Origin of the sequence: Pseudarthrobacter cellobiosi (assembly GCF_023913755.1) — a bacterium.
Taxonomy (GTDB): Bacteria; Actinomycetota; Actinomycetes; order Actinomycetales; family Micrococcaceae; genus Arthrobacter; species Arthrobacter cellobiosi.
Genome location: NZ_JAMXBJ010000037.1, coordinates 66836 through 86326, shown reverse-complemented (window position 1 = coordinate 86326; position 19491 = coordinate 66836). Strand labels below are relative to the sequence as shown.

Below are 19491 nucleotides of genomic sequence, written 5' to 3'. Positions count from 1 at the left end.
AACCCATGACCACCACATTCCTTCGCCGTACCCTCACCGCAGCGGCAGCCACCGGCGGCGCAGCCGTCCTGATCCTGACCGCAGCAGCAGGCGCGTCGGCCCACGTCGGCGTCACCCCGAACAAAACCGACGCCAATTCCTACGCCCTGCTGACCTTCGGCATCCCGCACGGCTGCGAGGAGTCCGGCACCACCAAGGTGGCCATCACTCTGCCGGCCGAACTCAACGACGCACAGCCCACGGTGAACCCCAACTGGACTGTGGAAAAGGTGACCGAACAGCTCGCCGAGCCGAAGAAACTGCCCGACGGTACGTCCATCACCAAACGCACCAGCCAGATTGTGTACACGGCCAAAACTCCCCTGGCCCACGACCTGCGCGATGCCCTGGTGCTGTCGGTCAAGCTGCCCGACGCGGCAGGCTCCACGCTGTACTTCCCCACGCTGCAGTCGTGCGAAACAGGGCAGACTGACTGGTCGGAGATCGCCAAGGACGGCCAGGACCCGCACTCCCTGAAGGCGCCGGCACCGTCCATCACCATCACCGAGGCGGCCAGCGCGGAAGGCCACGGCGCGGCTGCTTCCACGGCGCACACCACCGAAACCCCGGCCACCGAGCAGGCAGCCGCGGTGACTGACAGCGGCGCGGACGCCCGCAGCTGGGCGGGGCTTGCCGCCGGTCTCGGCGGCCTCGCCCTGGGCGGGGTGGCCTTCGCGCGCAGCGGCTCGAAGCGCCGGCAGGAATCCGCCACGTAACATCGCGGGATTTGATGCCCGGATGATCACAATCCGGGCATCAAATCCTCCTGCGGGCCCGTGGCATCGTTGACTCCCGTCACAGCAGCAACAAAAGTGGTGCCATGACGTCTCTGCGCATTTCACAAGGGTTTGTTATTACGACGGCGGTCGCGGCGGCGGCGCTGATGCTCACCGCCTGCGGACCGAGCCAGCCGCAGGCGCAGGGGACGACTCCGGGGACCAACTCCGCCAGCCCGTCCACCACGCCGGCGTCTCCGGGCGCGTCCCAGTCGCCGTCGTCGTCCGGCACCACTCAGGCCGGTCCCGCGCTCTGCAAAGCGGCCACGCTGTCGGCGGCTACCGATGCTTCCGGCGGGGGCGCGGCGGGCAGCGTCTACATGAAACTGAACCTCACGAATACGGGCACGGCGCCCTGCCTGCTCAAGGGCTACCCGGGGGTGTCGCTGACCGCCAACGCCGACGGGGCACCCATTGGCGCGGCCGCGACCCGCGACGAAACCACCCCCGTAGCGGACGTCCTGCTCGCGCCGGGCCAGACCGGAACCGCTGTTCTCCGCTACACCCAGGCCGCGAACTACAGCGACTGCACGCTGACGGACGCGGCCGGTTACCGCATCTACCCGCCCGAAGACACGGCGTCGTTGTTCCTGCCGCAGCCCACCAGCGCGTGCAGCAACGCCAACATCGCCCTCCTGAGCGTCGGAGCCTTCCAGCCCGCCTGAAATGTCGGAAGGATTCGGTCCGCTGCGCAGGCTAATTCGCCGGCTGCAGATGAGTCCGGAGTTCCTCAAGTGTCGGCGGATTGGTGCCGGGCCGCCGCACCGTGATGGCGGCCACCATCGCTACAGTGCGTCCAACTTGCTCAGGAACAGCAGGTGCCAAGCCATCGGGCCCGCAGGTGAGGAGTCCCAGGATCAGGGCTCCATCTACGAGTCCCCGGCGCCAACCGTGTCAGTGACCCGGGAGGTCAATGCTGGGATGGTTAGCCGTGCGACGACGATGACGTCCAGGAAAGTTCGGGCCGGGCCGGCCGCGTCGGGGTAGTGGATCAGCTGATTTTCTTCCGCTGGTGTGCCGTGACCACGAATTCTGGAGTCAGTCGACGAACTGGGTGACGTTCAGGCTGGTGATGGCGGCTGTGCCGCCGATGGAATAGAGCGAAAGGTCGGTACTGGTGGGTGCGGGGAAGATCAATTCGGTCATGGTGACCTGGCCCTCCTGGGCGAAGACCTCAACGGAGCAGCGGTCCACGAAGATGGTGAGCTTGTAGGAGCCTTCGATCTCGCGGATGGGGGCTGCATCGATAGATGCGAAAGTTTCGTGGAAACTTGTCTGCCCGGAATCCCGGCGGTCAACAACGAGGGCGCCTTCAACGGGCTTGATGCCGATGCGGGTTCCCTTGTCCCCGTCGCCGCGGACCACAAGCCCGAATTCCGTGGCGCTTCCGGGCGTCAGCGTGATATCGATGCGTTGGACGCTGCCCGCTGCACCGTCCAAGAGGTGTGTACCGTCGGCGATTTCCGTGTGCTCAAGGCTGAACGTCCGGGACGGGTCGGAAATGGGAGCGAAATCTCCGGTGGCCTCTTGAATCAGTCGCGGCTTTCCGTCAACGGTGCGGAGGGATACTTCGCGGGCCAGCGTCATGGGGCTGCGCCAGGGGGAGGTGGGGATCTGGTTGGCGTATTCCCAGTTGTTCATCCAAGCGATCATGAGGCGGCGATTGTCAGGGGCGTCGCTGAAGGAGACTGCGGCGTAGTAGTCCCGGCCCCAGTCCAGCCACTGGTACTCGCCCAGCAGGGCTGGGTCCTGGAGGCCTTCGGTCACGGTGGTGGCTGAGGTGAACGTGGTCCCGTCGAAGTCCCCGACGAAGTATTGCCCGGCGGAGCCGTTGTTGGGTCCGCCGGGGTTGAGGTTTACGGTGAGGACCCACTGAAGGTTCTGCGGGTCCCCGTCGACGGGGAGGGGGAAGAGGTCGGGGCATTCCCAGACGCCTCCGGTGGCGTTGGCCGGACCGAACGTGCTTAGCAGCTCCCAGCTCTTCAGGTCCTCGGATTTGTAGAGCACTATCTGGAAGTCCTTGGCTTCCACCGCGACCATGACCCAGTAGCTGCTGCTGGCGCCGGTGTAGCGGATGACTTTGGGGTCGCGGAACTCGGCGGATCCGCGGTTCAGTACGGGATTGGCGGTGTGTTTGGTCCAGGTGTATCCACCGTCGCGGCTGTAGGCCAGTGACTGGGCCTGGAGCCCAGCGTGTGCGGAACCGGGTTTGTAGGCGCTGGTGTAGACGGCGACCAACGGTGGAGCCGAGTCGTTGCCGAATCCGCTGGTGTTGTCCCGGTCGAAGACGATGCTGCCGGAGAAGATGTCTTCTTCCTCGTCGCATGCGATGGCGACGAGGTGTTCGGTCCAGGTGGTCAGGTCCGTGGAGGTGGCGTGTCCCCAGGACATGTTTCCCCAGACGTTATCCAGGGGGTTGTTCTGGTAGTAAAGGTGGTAGACGCCGTCGTGAAAAATCAGGCCGTTGGGGTCATTGAGCCAGGTATTCCGGGCGGCGTAGTGCAGGGCCGGCCGGAAGGTGTCGGCCGTGGTGGCGGTCGCGGCAGTCATGAAGGTGAGGTCTCGCTTCTGAGCAGGTCTGTGCAGAACCCTCGTGCACAGGGTTCCCTGGAAGTGGGGTGGGCCGGTTACGCCGGCCCACCCCGGTGGTGGAGCTAGGAGTTTTTCTTGTAGCGGTCGTAGGCCTGCTGGTAGACCTCGATCATTTTGTCGACGCCGACGTTCTTGAGCTGGGAGACGTAGCCGTCCCATTCCTGCTCGATGCCGCCGGAGACGATCCACTTGGCCGTGTTCTGCTTCACCAGTGAGGTGGTGTCGGTCTGGATGGTGCTGATCTGTTGCAGTTCTTCGTTGGAGAGGGCGACCGGGGGGTAGCCGTCGTTGCCGGCGAAGGGCTTGTAGAGTTCGTTGACGGTTTTCTGGCGTTCGGCGGCGCGGGGTTCGGGCGCGACGACGGTGGTGAAGTTCTCGGCGGTGTTGGCCTTCGGGCCGCCCGGGGCGACCTTTTGGCGTCGTTCGCCTTCGCTGGTCCCGGCCGGGGCCGGGATCTGGGTCAGGAGGCCGGTGGCGTCCTTTTGCAGGGTTTCACCGATGGGCCCCCAGTTGGCCTGGGCGGACTGGATGGGGTCGTAGAGGTTGTCGGCCCAGCGCATGGTCGCGGCCGGGTATTTGTTGGTCCGGGTGATGGCGAAGGCGCCGCGGGCGATTTCCTGGTTGTTGGACTGGCTGGCGATCCGCTTGCCGTTCACGCCTTCGAGGACCGGGACGAGGGCGTAGTTGTTGGCGCGGTCCGCGCCGACCATTTCGGGGATTTCCCACCAGACGAAGGAGCCGAGGTTTTCCGTGGCGGCCTTGCCCTTGGCCAGGTACGCCTTGTCGTCCTGGGAGAAGGACTCGGGGTCGATCAGGCCTTCCTGGTACCACTCGTGCAGGGTCTGGATGGCCTTTTTGTAGCCGTCCTGGGTGGGGGTGAAGATGACTTTGTCGTCCTGGACGATGCGGTGGTCCATGTTGTCCGGCACTCCGCCCAGCGCCGCGATCAGGTCAACGATGTCCCCGCACCAGGAGCCGGGCATGAAGCTCAACGGGATGGTCTTGCCGGTCCCGGACGCGTCCTGTGTCTTGAACGCCAGCAGTGCATCGTGGAACTCATCGATGGTTTTCGGCATCGGGATGTTCAGCTTCTTCAGCCAGGAAGTGTTGATGGCCAGTTCGTTGGGGAACTGGACCAGGCCGAGCTCCTCGATCGATGGCAGGGAGTAGATGTGCCCGTCCGAGGAAGTGATGGCGGCCTTGATCTCCGGCCGGTCAGAGAGCAGCTTGGAGAGGTTGGGTGCGTTCTTTTCGATGAGCCCCTCGAGCGGGATGAGTGTGCCGCTGCCGGAGTAGGTGGCGATCTCGGCGTCGGTCAGCCCGGTGTTGAAGAAGGCGTCGGGCAGGTCACCGCTTGCGAGGATGAGGTTCTTCTTTTCCTGGAAGACCGTTTCGGGCAGGTTTTCCCATTTGATGTGGACGTTGGTGGCTTTTTCCCATTCCTGCACCACTGTCATGGTGTTGTAGTCCGGGGCCAGGGCGGCCTTGGTCCCGGAGAACGTCAGGTCGAGTTGCTTGCTGACGATGGGGAAGCCTGTTTCCTGGAAGCCGAAGTCCGCGGAGGCGTCTTTGATCTCCGTGGTGCCTGAGCCGCCGCCGGAGCAGGCGGTGAACATCAATGTTCCGGCCAGGACGGCGCCAAGGGCGGCGTATTTACGGCTGAGTGCCATGGTTATTCCTATTCTGAGGTGGGTGTGCCGTCCGACGGCGGTTGCCCGGGCGGTCGATGCGGGAGGAGCTATTTGACGGCGCCGATCATGGCGCCCTTGGTGAAGTGCTTCTGCATAAATGGCAGGGCAATCATGAGTGGCAGGCTCGAGACGACGATCATGGCGTATTTGGTGAGCTCTGCGATCCGTTGCGCGGCGGCATAGGATTCGATGTCCCCGCCGGTGGTTCCGGTGGAGGAGACGTCTGACTGGATGAGGATGTTGCGCAGGACGAGCTGCAACGGGTATTTGGAGTCGTCGTTGAGGAAGATCAGTGCGTCGAAGAACGAGTTCCACTGGGCCACGACGTGGATCATGATCATGAGCATGATCAGCGGTTTGGACAGCGGGAGCACCATTTTGAAGAAGAATTTGAAGTCGGTTGCCCCGTCCATCTGGGCGGCTTCGCGTAGCTCGTTCGGAATGGTGTGCTCGAAGAAGGACCTGGCGATGATGAGGTTCCACACGCCCACCGCTCCCGGCAGGACCACTGCCCAGACGGTGTCCAGCATGCCAAGGTCCCGGACCACGAGGTACTTGGTGATGAGTCCGCCGTCGAAGAACATGGTGATGACGAACAGGAGCATCAGGATCTTCCGGCCGGGCATGTCCTTGCGGGACAGTGCGTAGGCCCCGCACAGGATGGTGCTGACGCTGACGGCCGTGCCAAGAACGGTATAGATGACGGTGTTCCCCAGGCCGTTCCAGATCCGGCTGTCGGCGAAGATCCGTTCGTAGCCTTCGGTAGTGACACCGGAAGGAAACAGCCAGACCTTACCTTCGTAGACGGCGTTCGGGTCGCTGATGGAGGCGATGACGATGAAGTACAGCGGGTACACCACGGCCAGGATGGACAGCAGCAGGACAGTGGTGGCGGCGATGTTGAAGGCACGGTCACCGTATTTGTCGCGCAGAGTCTGCTTGCGGCGGACCTGGCTGAGAGGCCGGCTCCGTTGCTCGGTAGGGCGGGGGTTGGTTGTCAGGGACATTTCGGCATCACCACAGGGTCGCTTGGTTGGCCCGGCGCGCGATCGTGTTGAAAACGAGGAGCAGTGCCAGGTTGAGGAGGGAGTTGAACAGGCCGATAGCGGCCGAGTAGCTGAACTGCGCCTGCTGCAGACCCGCGTGGTAGACGTAGGTCTGGATGATCTCCGAGGATGAGAGGTTCAGGGGCGTCTGCATCAGCAGTGCCTTCTCGAAACCGACGTTGAGCAGGTTGCCGATAGCCAGGATGAACAGGATCGTCACCACGGGCATGATGCCCGGCAGGTCAATGTGCCGGATGCGCTGGAGCTTGGAGGCGCCGTCTACCTTGGCAGCGTCGTGCAGCGCAGGGTCGATGGCGGCCAGTGCCGCGAGGTACACGATCATGGAGAAGCCGGCGTTCTGCCACACATCCGAGATGACGTAGATGGGACGGAACCACTCCGCCGAACCCATAAAGAAGATCGGCTCACCGCCGCCCAGCTGGATGGCGTTGTTCACCAGCCCCGACCTCGGGGACAGAACCACGAACATGATGCCCACCACCACCACGGTGGAGATGAAAGCGGGCGAATACAGCACGGTCTGGGTGAACTTCTTGAACCTCTCGCTCTGGAGCTGGTTGACCAGCAACGCCAGAATGATTGGAATCGGGAAGGCCACCAACAGGCCAAGGACGGCGATCCACAGGGTGTTACCGACCACCTGGCCGAACTGGTAGGAGTTCACGAACCTGATGAAGTGCGTCAGGCCCACCCAGGGGCTGTCCGTGAACCCGTCCACCGGGTTGTAGTTTTTGAACGCGATCTGCACGCCGTACATCGGCCAGTACTTGAAGACCAGAATGTAGACGATCGCCGGGGCTAGTAATACGTATAACTGCCAGGCACGGGAAATCCTCTTCATGCGGAGCGAAAGAGAAATTTTTCGTTGCGGCAACGGTGCCGCAGCAGGACGGCCCCGTCGGGCCGGGATGGTGCGGCTCATGGCATCTCCTTAGGGTGAGTCACGGAATTCCGTTCAATCAGAGGGCAGTCCATCAGCTCGACCCGGCCATCGGGTTCCGCGTCCTGGAGGATCAGGTCAACCGCGCGCCGGCCCATGGCGACGAACGGCAATTCAAAAGTGGTCAATCCCGGGCGAAGAAACGGCGCCAGCGTCGCCTGATTATCAAATCCCACGATCGAGACGTCCCCGGGGATCGAGAGGCGCAGGTCCGAGACGGCCTGGTAGGCACCCCAGGCGCCCCGGTCATTCGCGCAGAAAATCGCGGTGGGCGGGTTGCTCGAGGTCATAAGCTCCAGCGTGTACTTGTAGCCGTCTTCCTCACCGCCTTTACCGAAACGGACCAGTGACGGATCAACGTCCAGCCCCGCTTCTTCAAGTGCCGCGCAGTAGCCCTCATAGCGGCCAACGGCGGCAGGAAGGCCGCTTTCAAGGGTTTCGATATTGACCATCCCCACCCTGGTGTGGCCCGCCTCGAGCAGCCGGCTCGTGGCCGCGTACCCGCCTTTAACCTCGTCCGGGGCGACGCTCGGGACCAGACCGGCCCGGTCCTGCGAATTCAGCACCACGGACCTGACGCCCGCCAGGGCCTCCGGAACTTCCAGCCGGCGGTGATACATGGCGGCGTAGACCACGCCGGCAACCTTATAAGAGAGCATGGTATCCAAGGATGCAGCCTCGAGCTGCCTGTCACCGCCGGTGTTTACCGAGAGCAGGAGGAGCCCGTCCTCCCAGGCCCGCTGCTGCGCGCCTTCGATGATGGCGCCCGCAAAAGGAGTGGTGGCCACGGAATCGCCGATGAACCCGATCATGCCGGCCACGCCCTCGCGTAGGACTTTAGCGTGGGCGTTAGTGCGGTAGCCGAGCCGGTTCACGGCGTCCCGAACGCGCTTGCGGGTATCCTCGGAGAAACGCGACCCGGAGGCTGAATTCAGCACCAATGACACGGTGGCCTGTGAAACACCGGCAGCAGCAGCGACGTCGTGCATTGTCGGTCCTGACTTTGGCCGTGATCCAGCCATAATGGGCACCTCCTCGGGCCAGTTGGTTTTGTGGGTTATTCGTATAACTTCGGTCAACTGTAGCGTGCATCACATCGGGCGTCAACAGATGATCCGCATCGCTCTGGGCTCTGGGCTTGACAGACGCTGATAAGTACACTTAGCTTCCATGACGTCGCTCTGGTTGGACCGCGGGCAATCCTTCAGTACTGACACATTCGAGGCAGGCAGCTGCTACGACACCGTGGTGGCCGGGGCCGGGCTGACGGGGCTGGTCACAGCGCTGCTGCTAGCGCGCTCGGGGCAGCGAGTCCTGGTCCTGGAGGCGAGGTTTCCCGGGGCCGCGACCACCGGAAACACAACGGCGAAAGTCAGTCTGCTGCAGGGGACCATCCTGTCCGGCCTGGCCAGGCAGTATGCGCAGAAGCAGGTTGGGGCCTACGTTGAGGCCAACCAGGAGGGGCAGTCGTGGCTGCTCCGCTATCTCGACGAACACCACGTGCCGTATCAGCGCCGGAATGCCTACACGTACGCCACCACCGCCCAAGGGACCGAGCGTCTGCTTGAGGAACTCGGCGCAGCGACCACCGCCGGCCTGGACGTCGAGTACGTGCGTGATGCTCGCCTCCCCTTCCCCATCCAAGGCGCCCTACTCCTGACCGATCAGGCCCAGATCAATCCCATAGACGTCCTGGATGCCCTACTCAGGGATGTCCGCGCCCGCGGCGGGAGCGTGGTGGGCGGGGCCCGGCTGCGAAATGTCTCCGGGAGCGGACCGCTGGCGGTCCACACGGACCAGGGCACCGTCACTGCCAACAACGTTGTGCTGGCCACCGGAATCCCCGTCCTGGACCGCGGGCTTTACTTCACCAAACTCAAGCCCCTGCGTTCCTACGCCGCGGCCCTGGAACTGCCGGCCGGAGTCACCGCGCCACCCGGAATGTACCTGTCCGCCGAGGAACCCACCCATTCGCTACGCGACTATGAGGCTGACGGCCGCAAGTTCCTGCTGGTGGGCGGGCACGGGCACCAGGTGGGACGGACCGGATCGGAGAAATCCCATCTGTCGGGCCTCTTGGACTGGGCTACCGGACACTTCCCGGGTGCGGTAACCACCCACACGTGGTCGGCCCAGGACTACCAGGCCACCAACCTCATGCCCTTCTTTGGCAAACTGCCACGGGGCCGAGGCCACATCTTCTTCGGCACCGGTTACAACAAGTGGGGCATGACCAACGCGGTGGCCGCCGCCCTTGGCATCTCCGCGGACATCCTCGGCGGCAGCCTCCGCTGGGCCAACACGATCCATCACCGCGTGACGTCTCCGGGCGGGGCAATGACCGCCGTCGCCGTCAACGCGGGAGTGGCTGCGCGGCTGGCCACCGACTGGGGGAAGCTGGCGGTTGGCAAGTCGGTGACTGGCAGGCCGGCGGTTGAGCCTGTCGTTGAGCCCGCCGAAACCGGCGTGTCGACGGGCCCACCCACCGGACGTCCCGTACCGGCCGACGGCGACGCGACGGTTTACCGCGACGGCGCCCGGCCGGCGGCGGTCTCCACAGTGGACGGCACCACGTGCAGGCTCTCCGCCGTCTGCACACATCTGGGCGGGATTGTCCACTGGAACGACAGCGAGCTGACCTGGGACTGCCCGCTCCACGGCTCGCGCTTCAGCCCCGACGGCAAGCTCCTCGAAGGACCCGCCACCAGGGATCTTCCGAGACTCGAGCAGGGTTGATCCGCGCCTCCAGCGGTGCCGGCCATACTGTCGGTGGGGTAGGGCATGATGGAGGAATGCAGGAGGATCAGCCAGCGGAAGCGGGCCACGCAGCCCGCCCGGCCGGGCGCAAAGAGGAACCCATGGGCCGTTTCAGCCGGCCCACGCGGGACTGGTTCCTGGGCGCCTTTGCGGAGCCCACCCCTGCCCAGACCGGCGCCTGGAACGCCATCTCGTCCGGCTCGCACGCACTGGTGGTGGCGCCCACCGGATCGGGCAAGACGCTCGCGGCGTTCCTCTGGGCTTTGGATCGATTGCTTGTTGAGGCTCCTTCCCCTGGTCCGGAACTGGGTGACCCTGTATTGCCGGGCGTGGATGCTGTGCCGGAGAAAGGGCAGGCCAAAGGACGACGCCCCCGCCCGCCCAAACGCAAGACCCGCGTCCTGTACATCTCGCCGCTGAAAGCCCTCGGCGTGGATGTGGAACGCAACCTCCGCTCGCCGCTGATCGGAATCACCCAGACTGCCAAGCGGCTGGGGCTGCCGGCGCCCCTGATCACCGTGGGGGTCCGGTCCGGTGACACCACGACGGCGGACCGTCGCGCGCTGCTCAGCAACCCGCCGGACATCCTCATCACCACGCCGGAATCGCTGTTCCTGATGCTCACCTCCAAGGCGCGCGAGACCCTCACCGAGGTGGACACCATCATCGTTGACGAGGTCCATGCCGTCGCCGGAACCAAGCGTGGCGCGCACCTGGCGGTCTCCCTGGAACGGCTGGATGCGCTGCTGTCCAAGCCCGCCCAGCGGATCGGGCTCTCCGCCACGGTGGAGCCGCGCGAGCTGGTGGCCCAGTTCCTGGCCGGAGCCGCGCCGGTGGAAATCGTGGCGCCGCCGTCGCGCAAAAACTGGGACCTCACCGTGTCCGTCCCGGTGGAGGACATGTCCGACCTCCCGGGTGCCGCCGGCGCCTTTGACTCCGGTCCCGCCTCAGGGCTGCAGCCCCAGGCGTCGATCTGGCCCCATGTGGAGGAAAAGATCGTTGACCTGGTGCTGGCCAACCAGTCCACCATCGTCTTCGCCAATTCCCGTCGCCTGGCTGAACGGCTCACGGCGCGGCTCAACGAGATCTACGCCGAACGGCAACTGATCGCGGTCGGCGGCGGCTGGGACTCGCCTGACGCTGGTGCCGCAGATCCACGTTTTCCGTCCGGCGCCCCTGCATTCAGTCCTGCTTTTAGTCCTGCCTCCACTCCCGCTTCCACGGCGACGCCGGCCCACATGATGGCGCAGGCCGGCAGCACGTGGGGAGCCGATCCTTTGTTGGCCCGCGCCCACCACGGCTCCGTTTCCAAGGACCAACGGGCACTCATTGAGGACGATCTCAAGTCCGGCCGGCTGCGCTGCGTCGTGGCCACTTCGTCCCTGGAACTCGGCATCGACATGGGCGCTGTGGACCTCGTGGTGCAGGTGGAATCACCGCCGTCGGTGGCCAGCGGGCTCCAACGTGTGGGCCGTGCCGGACACCAGGTGGGGGAAATTTCGCAGGGAGTGCTGTTTCCCAAGCACCGCGCAGACCTGGTGCACACTGCCATCACTGTGGAGCGGATGCTCGAAGGGAAGATCGAGCGGCTCTTTGTTCCGGCCAATCCGTTGGACATCCTGGCACAGCAGACCGTCGCGGCCACCGCCCTGGGCAGCATCGATGTGGAGGAATGGTTCGCCACTGTCCGGCGGTCCGCCCCGTTCGCGTCCCTCCCCCGGTCAGCGTACGAGGCAACCCTTGACCTGCTGGCCGGCCGGTATCCATCCGATGAATTCGCGGAACTGCGGCCCCGGATCATCTGGGACCGGAACGCCGGCACCATCGAAGGCAGGCCCGGCGCCCAACGGCTTGCCGTGACGTCCGGCGGCACCATCCCGGACCGCGGCCTCTTCGGCGTCTACATCATCGGCACCGAGGTGGAAGGCTCCGGCGCGCCGGGCGCGGACGGCAAACCCGCCGCGTCACCGGCAAAGGGCGGCCGCCGCGTGGGCGAGCTGGACGAGGAGATGGTCTATGAGTCCCGGGTGGGTGACATATTTGCGCTGGGCGCCACCAGCTGGAAGATCGAGGACATCACCCATGACCGCGTCCTGGTCTCCCCCGCGTTCGGCCAGCCCGGCAAACTTCCCTTCTGGAAAGGTGACTCGCTGGGGCGGCCCGTTGACCTGGGCCGTGCGCTGGGCGCCTTCGTGCGTGAGCTGTCCGCGTCCGACGTCGGCCCTGCCACCGAACGCTGCAAGGCCAGCGGGCTGGATGAATTCGCCGCCAACAACCTGATCCAGTACATCAGCGAACAGAAGCTTGCCACCGAAGTGGTCCCCTGCGACACCACGCTGGTGGTGGAACGCTTCCATGACGAACTGGGCGACTGGCGGGTGATCCTGCACAGCCCGTTCGGGATGCCGGTGCACGCTCCCTGGGCACTCGCCGTCGGGCAGCGCCTACACCAGCGGTACGGCCTGGACGGGTCGGCCATGGCCGCGGACGACGGCATCGTGCTGCGGGTCCCCATGATGGAGGACGAGCCGCCCGGCGCCGAGCTGTTCCTGTTTGATCCCGAAGAGCTGGAGCAAATTGTCACCGCCGAGGTGGGCGGGAGCGCGCTGTTTGCCTCGCGTTTCCGGGAGTGTGCCGCGCGTGCCTTGCTGCTTCCCCGGCAAACCCCCGGGAAGCGGCAGCCGCTCTGGCAACAGCGCCAGCGGTCGGCGCAGCTGCTCGACGTCGCGCGAAAGTATCCCACGTTCCCCATCGTGCTGGAGACTGTCCGCGAATGCCTGCAGGACGTGTACGACCTTCCGGCCCTGAAGGACATTGCGGCCTCGGTGGAACGACGCGAACTCAGGATCGTGCAGACCACCACGCAGCAGCCGTCGCCGTTCGCCAAGTCCCTGCTGTTCGGGTATGTGGCCCAGTTCCTGTATGAAGGGGACTCACCCCTGGCCGAGCGCCGGGCCGCAGCCCTGGCCCTGGACTCGACGCTCCTGAACGAGCTGCTCGGCCGCGTTGAGCTCCGCGAACTGCTGGACGCCAAGGTCATCGAGGCCACCGAGCTTGAACTCCAGCGCCTTGCGCCGGACCGCCGGGCCAGGGGCATGGAAGGCGTTGCCGATCTGCTCAGGTTGCTGGGTCCGCTGACGCCGGAAGAGGTCGCCGCCCGTCTGGAGGCTGCGCCGGGGGTGGAGCCTGCGGTGGTGGTTGAGCCCGTCGAAACTCCGGTGGTTGAGCCGGTCGAAACTCCGGTGGTTGAGCCTGTCGAAACCCCGTATGCCGACACTCCGCTGGCCACGACGCACCTGAGCGCACTGCTGCGGGCCAACCGGGCCATAAGAGTCAACATCGGCGGGGCCGAGCGCTACGCCGCCGTCGAGGATGCCGCCCGGCTGCGTGATGCCATCGGCGTTCCGCTGCCCATGGGCGTTCCCCTGGCCTTCATCGAACCGGTGGCAGAGCCCTTGGGCGACCTGGTTTCCCGGTACGCGCGTACGCACGGACCCTTCACGTCGACGGAAGCCGCGGCCCGGTTGGGGCTTGGCGTCGCCGTGGTCAGCACCGCATTGAAACGGCTCGCCGCGGACGGCCGGGTGGTGGAAGGCGAGTTCCGGCCGCACGCCGCCCCGCCGGAACGGGCGGCCAGCTATGGGCCATCGGACGACACACCGGTTGAGGATGTCCAAACGGCTCAGCCGCTTCCGACAGAATCCACGCAGACGCACCTTCCCGCTCCTACCACCAGCGAATGGTGCGACGCCGAAGTGCTACGCAAGCTCCGGCGTCGTTCGCTCGCAGCCCTGCGCGCCGAAGTGGAACCGGTGGACGCCGCCGCCTATGGGCGCTTCCTGCCGGCCTGGCAGCATGTCCGCACTCCGGGAGCCGGGCGCGGGCAGCCGTCCCTGCGGGGGTTGGACGGTATTGTCACCGCGATCGACCAGCTTTCCGGCGTGCCGGTACCGGCTTCGGCGTGGGAGCCGCTGGTCCTGGCCAGCAGGGTTTCGAACTACCAGCCCGCCATGCTCGACGAGCTCATGGCCGCCGGCGAGGTACTCTGGTCCGGGGCGGGAGCGCTGCCTGGAAACGACGGCTGGGTCAGCCTCCACCTGGCCGATTCCGCCGAACTGACGCTGAATCCCGCCCTCGAATACGAACCCGGTGACGCGCAGCAACGCCTGCTTGACCACCTGAGGAACAACGGCGGCGGTTACTTCTTCCGCCAGCTGAAGGACGTGGCCGGTGGCATGGACTCGGTGCTCAGCGACCAGGAAGTGGTGTCCGCGCTGTGGGATCTGGCGTGGGCGGGCCGTATCACCGGCGACACCTTCGCCCCGGTCCGTGCCCTCATCGCCAGCGGTCACACGGCGCATCGCCAGGTGGCCCGCCCGCCCCGCGCCCGTGCCCCCAGGCTGAGCAGGCTCGGTCGCTCGCACGGCACCGGCCTCCTGGGATCGCCCAGGTTGGGCTCCTCTGGACTAGGCTCCCCTGCGCTGGGCTCCCCTGCGCTGGGCGGCGGACGGTACGGCTCATTGTCGGGCACTGTGGCAACAACCCCGCTGGCCGCGGGGCGTTGGTCTGCCCTGCCCTCGCCCGAGCTGGACGCCACCATCCACGCCCGTGCCACGGCTGAACTGTTGTTGGACAGGTATGGCGTGGTGACCCGGGGATCGGTCATGGCGGAGCAGATTCTGGGCGGGTTCGGCCTGATGTACAAGGTGCTGGCCAGGCTGGAAGAGGCCGGACGCTGCCGTCGCGGGTACTTCATCGAGCACCTCGGGGCCGCACAGTTCGCTGTCCCCGCAACCGTGGACCGGCTCCGCTCCTATTCCGAGGACACCCAACTGGCCAAGCCCGAGCCGATGGCGCTAGCCCTTGCGGCCACGGATCCCGCCAACCCCTACGGCGCGGCGCTGCCGTGGCCGGCCCTCAACGAGGATGCCGGGACGGGGCACCGGCCTGGGCGGAAAGCCGGCGCGCTGGTGGTTATGGTGGACGGCGCCCTGGTCCTCTACGTGGAACGGGGCGGTAAAACGCTGCTGTCCTTCAGCGAGGACGCGGCCGTGCTGTCCGCCGCGGGGGCAGCCTTGGTAGGTGTGGTCACCCGGGGCGCGGTGGACAAGCTCATCATGGAAAAGGTCAACGGTCACGGCATCCTGGACACCCCGGTGGCGGCCGCACTCGCCGCCGCCGGGGCATACTCAACGCCCAAGGGTCTGAGGATCCGTGCCTGAGGGCGACTCCGTCTGGCGGGCCGCCGCCGAACTGCACAAGGCCTTGGCTGGGCAGACGCTCACCGCCTCGGACTTCCGCGTGCCGAGGTTCGCCACGCTCAACCTGGCCGGCTGGACCGTGGCGGAGGTGGTCCCCCGGGGCAAGCACCTCCTGATGCGCGTGGTGGGACCGGACGGGAATGGACCGGACGAGCGGAAACTCACCATCCATTCGCACCTGAAGATGGAGGGCACCTGGCAGGTTTATCCGCCGGGTGGACGCTGGCGGAAGCCGGGATTCACCGCCCGGTGCGTTCTGCGCACGGCGGCAGCGGACGCCGTCGGATTTTCACTGGGCATCGTGGAAGTGGTCCGCACCGCGGACGAGGACACCATCGTGGGCCACCTGGGCCCGGACCTGCTGGGTCCGGGCTGGGACGTGGCCGAAGCAGAGCAGCGGATCCGGGCGGCACCCGACGTGCCCATCGGCGTCGCCCTGCTGGACCAGCGCAACCTGGCGGGCATCGGCAGCATCTACCGCTGCGAATCCTGCTTCCTGTCCGGTGTGCACCCGGCCACACCGGTTTCGGCTGTCCACGACCTCCGGACCCTGATGACGGATGCCAAGCGGCTGCTCGAAGCCAACCTCGGCCCGGGACGCCGGGCGACCGTCCTCAATCCGCGCGGCATGCCCGTCGGACGGATGGCGGGCCGTCCGGGCTACTGGGTTTACCGGCGCGAACACCAGCCGTGCCTGAAATGCCGGACCCCCATCCGCCGCGGCGTGCTGGGCAAACCCAACGGCGAGGAAGAACGGGACATCTACTTCTGCCCGCAGTGCCAGCCAATGGTGCCCTAAGCGTCGTGTCCTAGGCGGTCCTGGGCGGTTCTAGGAAGTCCTGGCCACGCGTTCGACGGCGACCGGCTCGCCGGTGTCCAACTCGGCAGCGTCCTGCTCGAGGGCTGCAGGTTCGGCTGGAAGCGCTGCGGGCACCATGAACCACGGCATCAACAGCTGGACCAGCGGCCCGATGGCGAGGGCGTAGACCACCGTGCCCACGCCCACGGAACCGCCCAGCAGCCAGCCGACTCCCAGCACCACCACTTCGATCAGGGTGCGCGAGACCCGCACGGACCAGCCGGTGCGCCGTGCCAGCCCGGTCATCAGGCCATCCCTGGCGCCCGGACCGAACCGTGCGCCGATGTAGCAGGCGGACGCGATGCCGTTCAGCAGCACGGCGCCTGCAAGCATGCCGATCTGGCCGCCCAGATGCGAGAACGCGGGGATCAAGGCCAGGCCGATGTCTGCGAAGACGCCCACCAGCACGGCGTTGCAGAGTGTGCCGAACCCTGGCCACTGCCGGAGCGGGATCCAGAGGAGCAGCACCAGGAAACTCACAATGATGACCACCACGCCGATGCTCAGTCCCGTCCTGCCGGCCACCCCCTGATGGAACACATCCCACGGGTCCAGTCCAAGTCCGGCTCGGATGAACATGGCCAGGGAGATGCCGTACATGGCGAGGCCGGTAAAGAGCTGGAGGAGTCTGCGGGTCAACATAAACGACAACTCTGCCAGACAACTGGCATTGAATTACATAGCCAGTCTGGGATACTGGCCTCATGTCCCCTTCGCTGAACCCGTCCGCACTGGCCCGTCTCCTGGGCGAGTGGCACCTCGGTGTCGCGCCCGCCTACCGCGAGCTGGCCGACGTCGTCCGCCTCCTGGTCCTTGACGGCAGGGTTGCCCTGGACACGGCGCTGCCCAGCGAGCGGGCGCTGTCTGAGGCGCTGGGCGTCAGCCGCACCACTGTGACAGCTGCCTACGGGCACCTCCGCGGGCAGGGTTTGCTCAGCAGCGGGCAAGGCAGCCGGGGCCGGACCCGGATTCCGCGCCTGACGCCCCTGGGTACCACGGTGCTCACGGTGCTCACGGACGCTGGCCTAACAACCGCGGGGCGGACGCCCGGAACAACGTCTCCGGGGCTCGCGGCACCGGAGGGGCTGATTGACCTCGCCTACGCATCGCTGCCGGCCAGCGGCGAGGTGGTCCATCGCGCGTTCGCGGCCGCCCTCACCGAACTTCCCGCACTGCTGCCGGGCTTCGGCTACGACGCCAGTGGGCTACGCCCCCTGCGCGAGGCGGTGGCGGCACGCTATACGGCGGCCGGGGTGCCGACCACTGCCGAACAGATCCTGGTGACATCGGGCGCGCAGCACGCCCTGAATATCATCATCCGCGCTTTGGCGGCCCGGCTGGACAGGGTGCTGGTGGAACACCCCAGCTACCCGAACGCCCTCGATGCCATCCGCGCGGCCGGTTGCCGGCCCATTCCGGTGGCGTTCACCGCAGCCCATGGCTCAGGCACCGGCAGGGCCGACGGCGGTCCACCCCCCTTGGTCTGGGACATTCACGCACTGCAGGCCGCCATGACACAGCAGCGTCCCAGGATGGCGTACGTGGTGCCGGACTTCCACAACCCAACCGGGCAGCTGATGCCCGATGTCCAGCGCCGCCAACTGGTCCGGGCGGCCGCGGCGGCGGGGACAGTTCTGGTGGTGGACGAGACCCTCCGCGAGCTGAACCTCGACGGCGTCGAAACCAGCCCCGTGGCAGCCTTCAGTCCCGCCGTGGTCACCATCGGGTCGCTCAGCAAATCCCACTGGGCCGGACTTCGGACAGGCTGGATCCGCGCCTCCGAAGCCATGATCCAGCGCTTTGCGGCGGCACGGACGTCCCTGGATCTGGGCGGACCGCTTATGGAACAGTTGGCGGCCGCCCACCTGGTCCGCGCACTCGACGAGCCGCTTCCCGCACGGCTTAGCGCCCTCCGGGACAACCGCACCGCACTTCTGGAGCTCCTTGCCGGACACCTGCCGGACTGGGAAACGGCGCGCCCGGCCGGCGGACTGTCCGTCTGGTGCAGGCTGCCAGCACCGGTCAGCACGGCGCTGACGATCATCGCTCCGGACTTTGGTATCCGGCTGGCCGCCGGGCCGCGGTTTGGCATCGGCGGCGCGTTCGAACGCTACCTCCGGGTGCCTTTCACTCTGCCGCCGGACCAGCTGGAGACCGCCGTCCTGGCCCTGCGCTCAGCCCAGGACCGGCTCGACGCCGCCCCGCAGCTCCGCCGGACCCTGAAGAACGCGCCGGCCCTGGCTATCGCGTGACGGGTGGGCTTTCGGGATCAGCTGCCGCTGGCACCGCGGCCTGCGGGCCGGCCCATCCGCTGCTTGGCCGTATTGGTCCCGGCCCCGACCGGGACATGAGCCGTCGCCTTGGCCAGCCCAAACTCCGGCATCCCGTTGTAGACAACCTCGATCCCGCCGGCCGGCACCTGGTACGTCTCATGCCAGACGCCGACGTCCCCTGTCCCGGAGAGTTCCTTCATAAATCGTCGCCACGGTTCCAGGTGCGGGGACTCCCGGTCCGCGGCGAACTTCCGCAGGTGCTCGGGGCTCTCCCAGTAGCTGAGCAGGATGGTGGTGCGCCCGAACCACTGCTCACAGCCGAGCATTCCTGCCGTGGGGTCGGCGGCCAGGTGCTGGAGCATCCTCGGCATGGCGGCAGCCACCTTGCCGACAGTCCCGATCTTCCACCATCGGTTCGCCCGCATGCCGATCAGGAAGACGGTGACTGATTCGCGGCCCGGGTCAGCGGTGTACCGGCCCGGAAATACTTTCTGCGCCATGGGAACTCCTTCGGTTCGCGGTTTCATGACCTTGTTTCATAACAACGTTACGAAACAAGGTTATGAAACAATGGACTCCATGGCAAGACCCGTAGTGCATAACGATTCCCTCAGGCAGGGCCTGCTGGCCGTTACGGCCGACCTGGTGGACCGCGACGGTCCCGCACGCGTGAATCTGCGGGACGTGGCAGCGGCGGCCGGAACGTCCACAACGGCCGTCTACTCGCTGTTCGGCGGAAAATCCCAGCTCCTGACGGCCGTCGTGGACGACGGATTTCGGTCCTTCCGCGACTCACAGGTCGCCGCGGCCCCTGGCGGACTTCGGGGACTCGGCGCGGCCTACCGGACCTGGGCGCTGGAGCATCGGGCACTCTACCGGCTTATGTTCGGTGGCGCGCTGGCCGCCTACGTCGATTGCCAGCCAAGCCCCGATGCTGCCGCCGATGCCATGGAGCCTCTGATGGAAGCAGTGGCCTCCGCCCAGTCCGCGGGCACTATACTGCAGGCACCCGTGGAAATGGTCGCCGTCGCAATCTGGGGGCAGGTCCACGGCCTCGTGAGCCTGGAACTGGCCCAGGTGGGCCCGCCGGACGCAGACTGGGCTGCCGCATACAACGCAGCCCTCGACGCCGTCGCCCGCGGCTGGGCCGCCTGACCCCGCTGCATTCGCGAGCGCCCGTGCGGACTTTCCCGACGCGCCGATCCGCCCGCGACGCGCAAATTATCTGACGCAGGT

Annotated in this window: 14 protein-coding genes; 7 read left to right on the top strand and 7 right to left on the bottom strand. The window is 66.3% G+C overall.

The window, feature by feature from the left end; translation table 11 throughout:
- Positions 1–5: 5 nt before the first annotated feature.
- Positions 6–755, top strand: a complete 750-nt coding sequence (locus tag NG696_RS06430; RefSeq protein ID WP_252574826.1) for a YcnI family copper-binding membrane protein — start codon at positions 6–8, stop codon at positions 753–755.
- Positions 756–859: 104 nt separating this feature from the next.
- Positions 860–1480 (top strand): DUF4232 domain-containing protein, encoded by a 621-nt coding sequence (locus NG696_RS06425; RefSeq protein WP_252567034.1) that lies wholly within the window; start codon positions 860–862, stop codon positions 1478–1480.
- A gap of 373 nt (positions 1481–1853) precedes the next feature.
- On the opposite strand, the gene NG696_RS06415 is transcribed toward NG696_RS06425, so the two are convergent.
- The 5 genes from NG696_RS06415 to NG696_RS06395 all read right to left on the bottom strand — a co-directional run bounded on the left by NG696_RS06415 (position 1854) and on the right by NG696_RS06395 (position 8094).
- Complete coding sequence (locus NG696_RS06415; protein ID WP_252567032.1) at positions 1854–3365, bottom strand: glycoside hydrolase family 32 protein; 1512 nt, start codon at positions 3363–3365, stop codon at positions 1854–1856.
- A gap of 104 nt (positions 3366–3469) precedes the next feature.
- Positions 3470–5077: an ABC transporter substrate-binding protein gene (locus NG696_RS06410; RefSeq protein ID WP_252567030.1), complete on the bottom strand. Its 1608-nt coding sequence runs from the start codon at positions 5075–5077 to the stop codon at positions 3470–3472.
- A 68-nt stretch (positions 5078–5145) separates the two neighbouring features.
- Positions 5146–6105, bottom strand: a complete 960-nt coding sequence (locus NG696_RS06405) for a carbohydrate ABC transporter permease (protein WP_252574823.1) — start codon at positions 6103–6105, stop codon at positions 5146–5148.
- A 7-nt stretch (positions 6106–6112) separates the two neighbouring features.
- Positions 6113–7087, bottom strand: a complete 975-nt coding sequence (locus tag NG696_RS06400) for an ABC transporter permease (RefSeq protein WP_252567026.1) — start codon at positions 7085–7087, stop codon at positions 6113–6115.
- Positions 7084–8094, bottom strand: coding sequence for a LacI family DNA-binding transcriptional regulator (locus NG696_RS06395; RefSeq protein WP_252567025.1), 1011 nt, complete (start codon positions 8092–8094; stop codon positions 7084–7086). The genes NG696_RS06400 and NG696_RS06395 overlap by 4 nt, the downstream gene beginning before the upstream one ends.
- Positions 8095–8275: 181 nt before the next feature.
- Between NG696_RS06395 and NG696_RS06390 the strand changes: the two genes are divergently transcribed.
- The 3 genes from NG696_RS06390 to NG696_RS06380 all read left to right on the top strand — a co-directional run bounded on the left by NG696_RS06390 (position 8276) and on the right by NG696_RS06380 (position 15922).
- Entirely contained in the window at positions 8276–9841 is a 1566-nt protein-coding gene (locus NG696_RS06390) for an FAD-dependent oxidoreductase (RefSeq protein ID WP_252574822.1), read from the top strand.
- A gap of 122 nt (positions 9842–9963) precedes the next feature.
- Positions 9964–15084 (top strand): DNA glycosylase AlkZ-like family protein, encoded by a 5121-nt coding sequence (locus NG696_RS06385; protein ID WP_252574853.1) that lies wholly within the window; start codon positions 9964–9966, stop codon positions 15082–15084.
- On the top strand, positions 15077–15922 hold the full coding sequence (locus NG696_RS06380) for a DNA-formamidopyrimidine glycosylase family protein (protein WP_252574821.1): 846 nt from the start codon (positions 15077–15079) through the stop codon (positions 15920–15922). The genes NG696_RS06385 and NG696_RS06380 overlap by 8 nt, the downstream gene beginning before the upstream one ends.
- A 30-nt stretch (positions 15923–15952) precedes the next feature.
- Here NG696_RS06380 and yczE read toward each other — a convergent pair whose 3' ends face one another.
- Positions 15953–16624, bottom strand: coding sequence for a membrane protein YczE (yczE, locus tag NG696_RS06375; protein WP_252574820.1), 672 nt, complete (start codon positions 16622–16624; stop codon positions 15953–15955).
- A gap of 62 nt (positions 16625–16686) precedes the next feature.
- On the opposite strand from yczE, the gene yczR reads away from it, so the two are divergent.
- Positions 16687–18234 carry a MocR-like transcription factor YczR gene (gene yczR, locus NG696_RS06370; protein ID WP_252574819.1) on the top strand — a complete coding sequence of 516 codons (1548 nt, stop codon included), beginning with the start codon at positions 16687–16689 and terminating at the stop codon, positions 18232–18234.
- A 17-nt stretch (positions 18235–18251) separates the two neighbouring features.
- Here the strand turns inward: yczR and NG696_RS06365 are convergent, their stop codons facing one another.
- Positions 18252–18755 (bottom strand): DUF4188 domain-containing protein, encoded by a 504-nt coding sequence (locus tag NG696_RS06365; protein ID WP_252567014.1) that lies wholly within the window; start codon positions 18753–18755, stop codon positions 18252–18254.
- Between the two features lie 79 nt (positions 18756–18834).
- On the opposite strand from NG696_RS06365, the gene NG696_RS06360 reads away from it, so the two are divergent.
- Complete coding sequence (locus tag NG696_RS06360; RefSeq protein WP_252567013.1) at positions 18835–19410, top strand: TetR-like C-terminal domain-containing protein; 576 nt, start codon at positions 18835–18837, stop codon at positions 19408–19410.
- Positions 19411–19491: the final 81 nt, after the last annotated feature.

What these genes read in the sequence shown, in the direction of transcription:
- NG696_RS06410 (WP_252567030.1), bottom strand. Translation starts at nt 5,077, where the DNA reads ATGGCACTCAGCCGTAAATACGCCGCCCTTGGCGCCGTCCTGGCCGGA.
- NG696_RS06385 (WP_252574853.1), top strand. Translation starts at nt 9,964, where the DNA reads ATGGGCCGTTTCAGCCGGCCCACGCGGGACTGGTTCCTGGGCGCCTTT.
- NG696_RS06395 (WP_252567025.1), bottom strand. Translation starts at nt 8,094, where the DNA reads ATGCACGACGTCGCTGCTGCTGCCGGTGTTTCACAGGCCACCGTGTCA.
- yczE (WP_252574820.1), bottom strand. Translation starts at nt 16,624, where the DNA reads ATGTTGACCCGCAGACTCCTCCAGCTCTTTACCGGCCTCGCCATGTAC.
- NG696_RS06405 (WP_252574823.1), bottom strand. Translation starts at nt 6,105, where the DNA reads ATGTCCCTGACAACCAACCCCCGCCCTACCGAGCAACGGAGCCGGCCT.
- NG696_RS06390 (WP_252574822.1), top strand. Translation starts at nt 8,276, where the DNA reads ATGACGTCGCTCTGGTTGGACCGCGGGCAATCCTTCAGTACTGACACA.
- NG696_RS06425 (WP_252567034.1), top strand. Translation starts at nt 860, where the DNA reads ATGACGTCTCTGCGCATTTCACAAGGGTTTGTTATTACGACGGCGGTC.
- NG696_RS06415 (WP_252567032.1), bottom strand. Translation starts at nt 3,365, where the DNA reads ATGACTGCCGCGACCGCCACCACGGCCGACACCTTCCGGCCGGCCCTG.
- NG696_RS06360 (WP_252567013.1), top strand. Translation starts at nt 18,835, where the DNA reads ATGGCAAGACCCGTAGTGCATAACGATTCCCTCAGGCAGGGCCTGCTG.
- NG696_RS06400 (WP_252567026.1), bottom strand. Translation starts at nt 7,087, where the DNA reads ATGAGCCGCACCATCCCGGCCCGACGGGGCCGTCCTGCTGCGGCACCG.
- NG696_RS06430 (WP_252574826.1), top strand. Translation starts at nt 6, where the DNA reads ATGACCACCACATTCCTTCGCCGTACCCTCACCGCAGCGGCAGCCACC.
- yczR (WP_252574819.1), top strand. Translation starts at nt 16,687, where the DNA reads ATGTCCCCTTCGCTGAACCCGTCCGCACTGGCCCGTCTCCTGGGCGAG.
- NG696_RS06365 (WP_252567014.1), bottom strand. Translation starts at nt 18,755, where the DNA reads ATGGCGCAGAAAGTATTTCCGGGCCGGTACACCGCTGACCCGGGCCGC.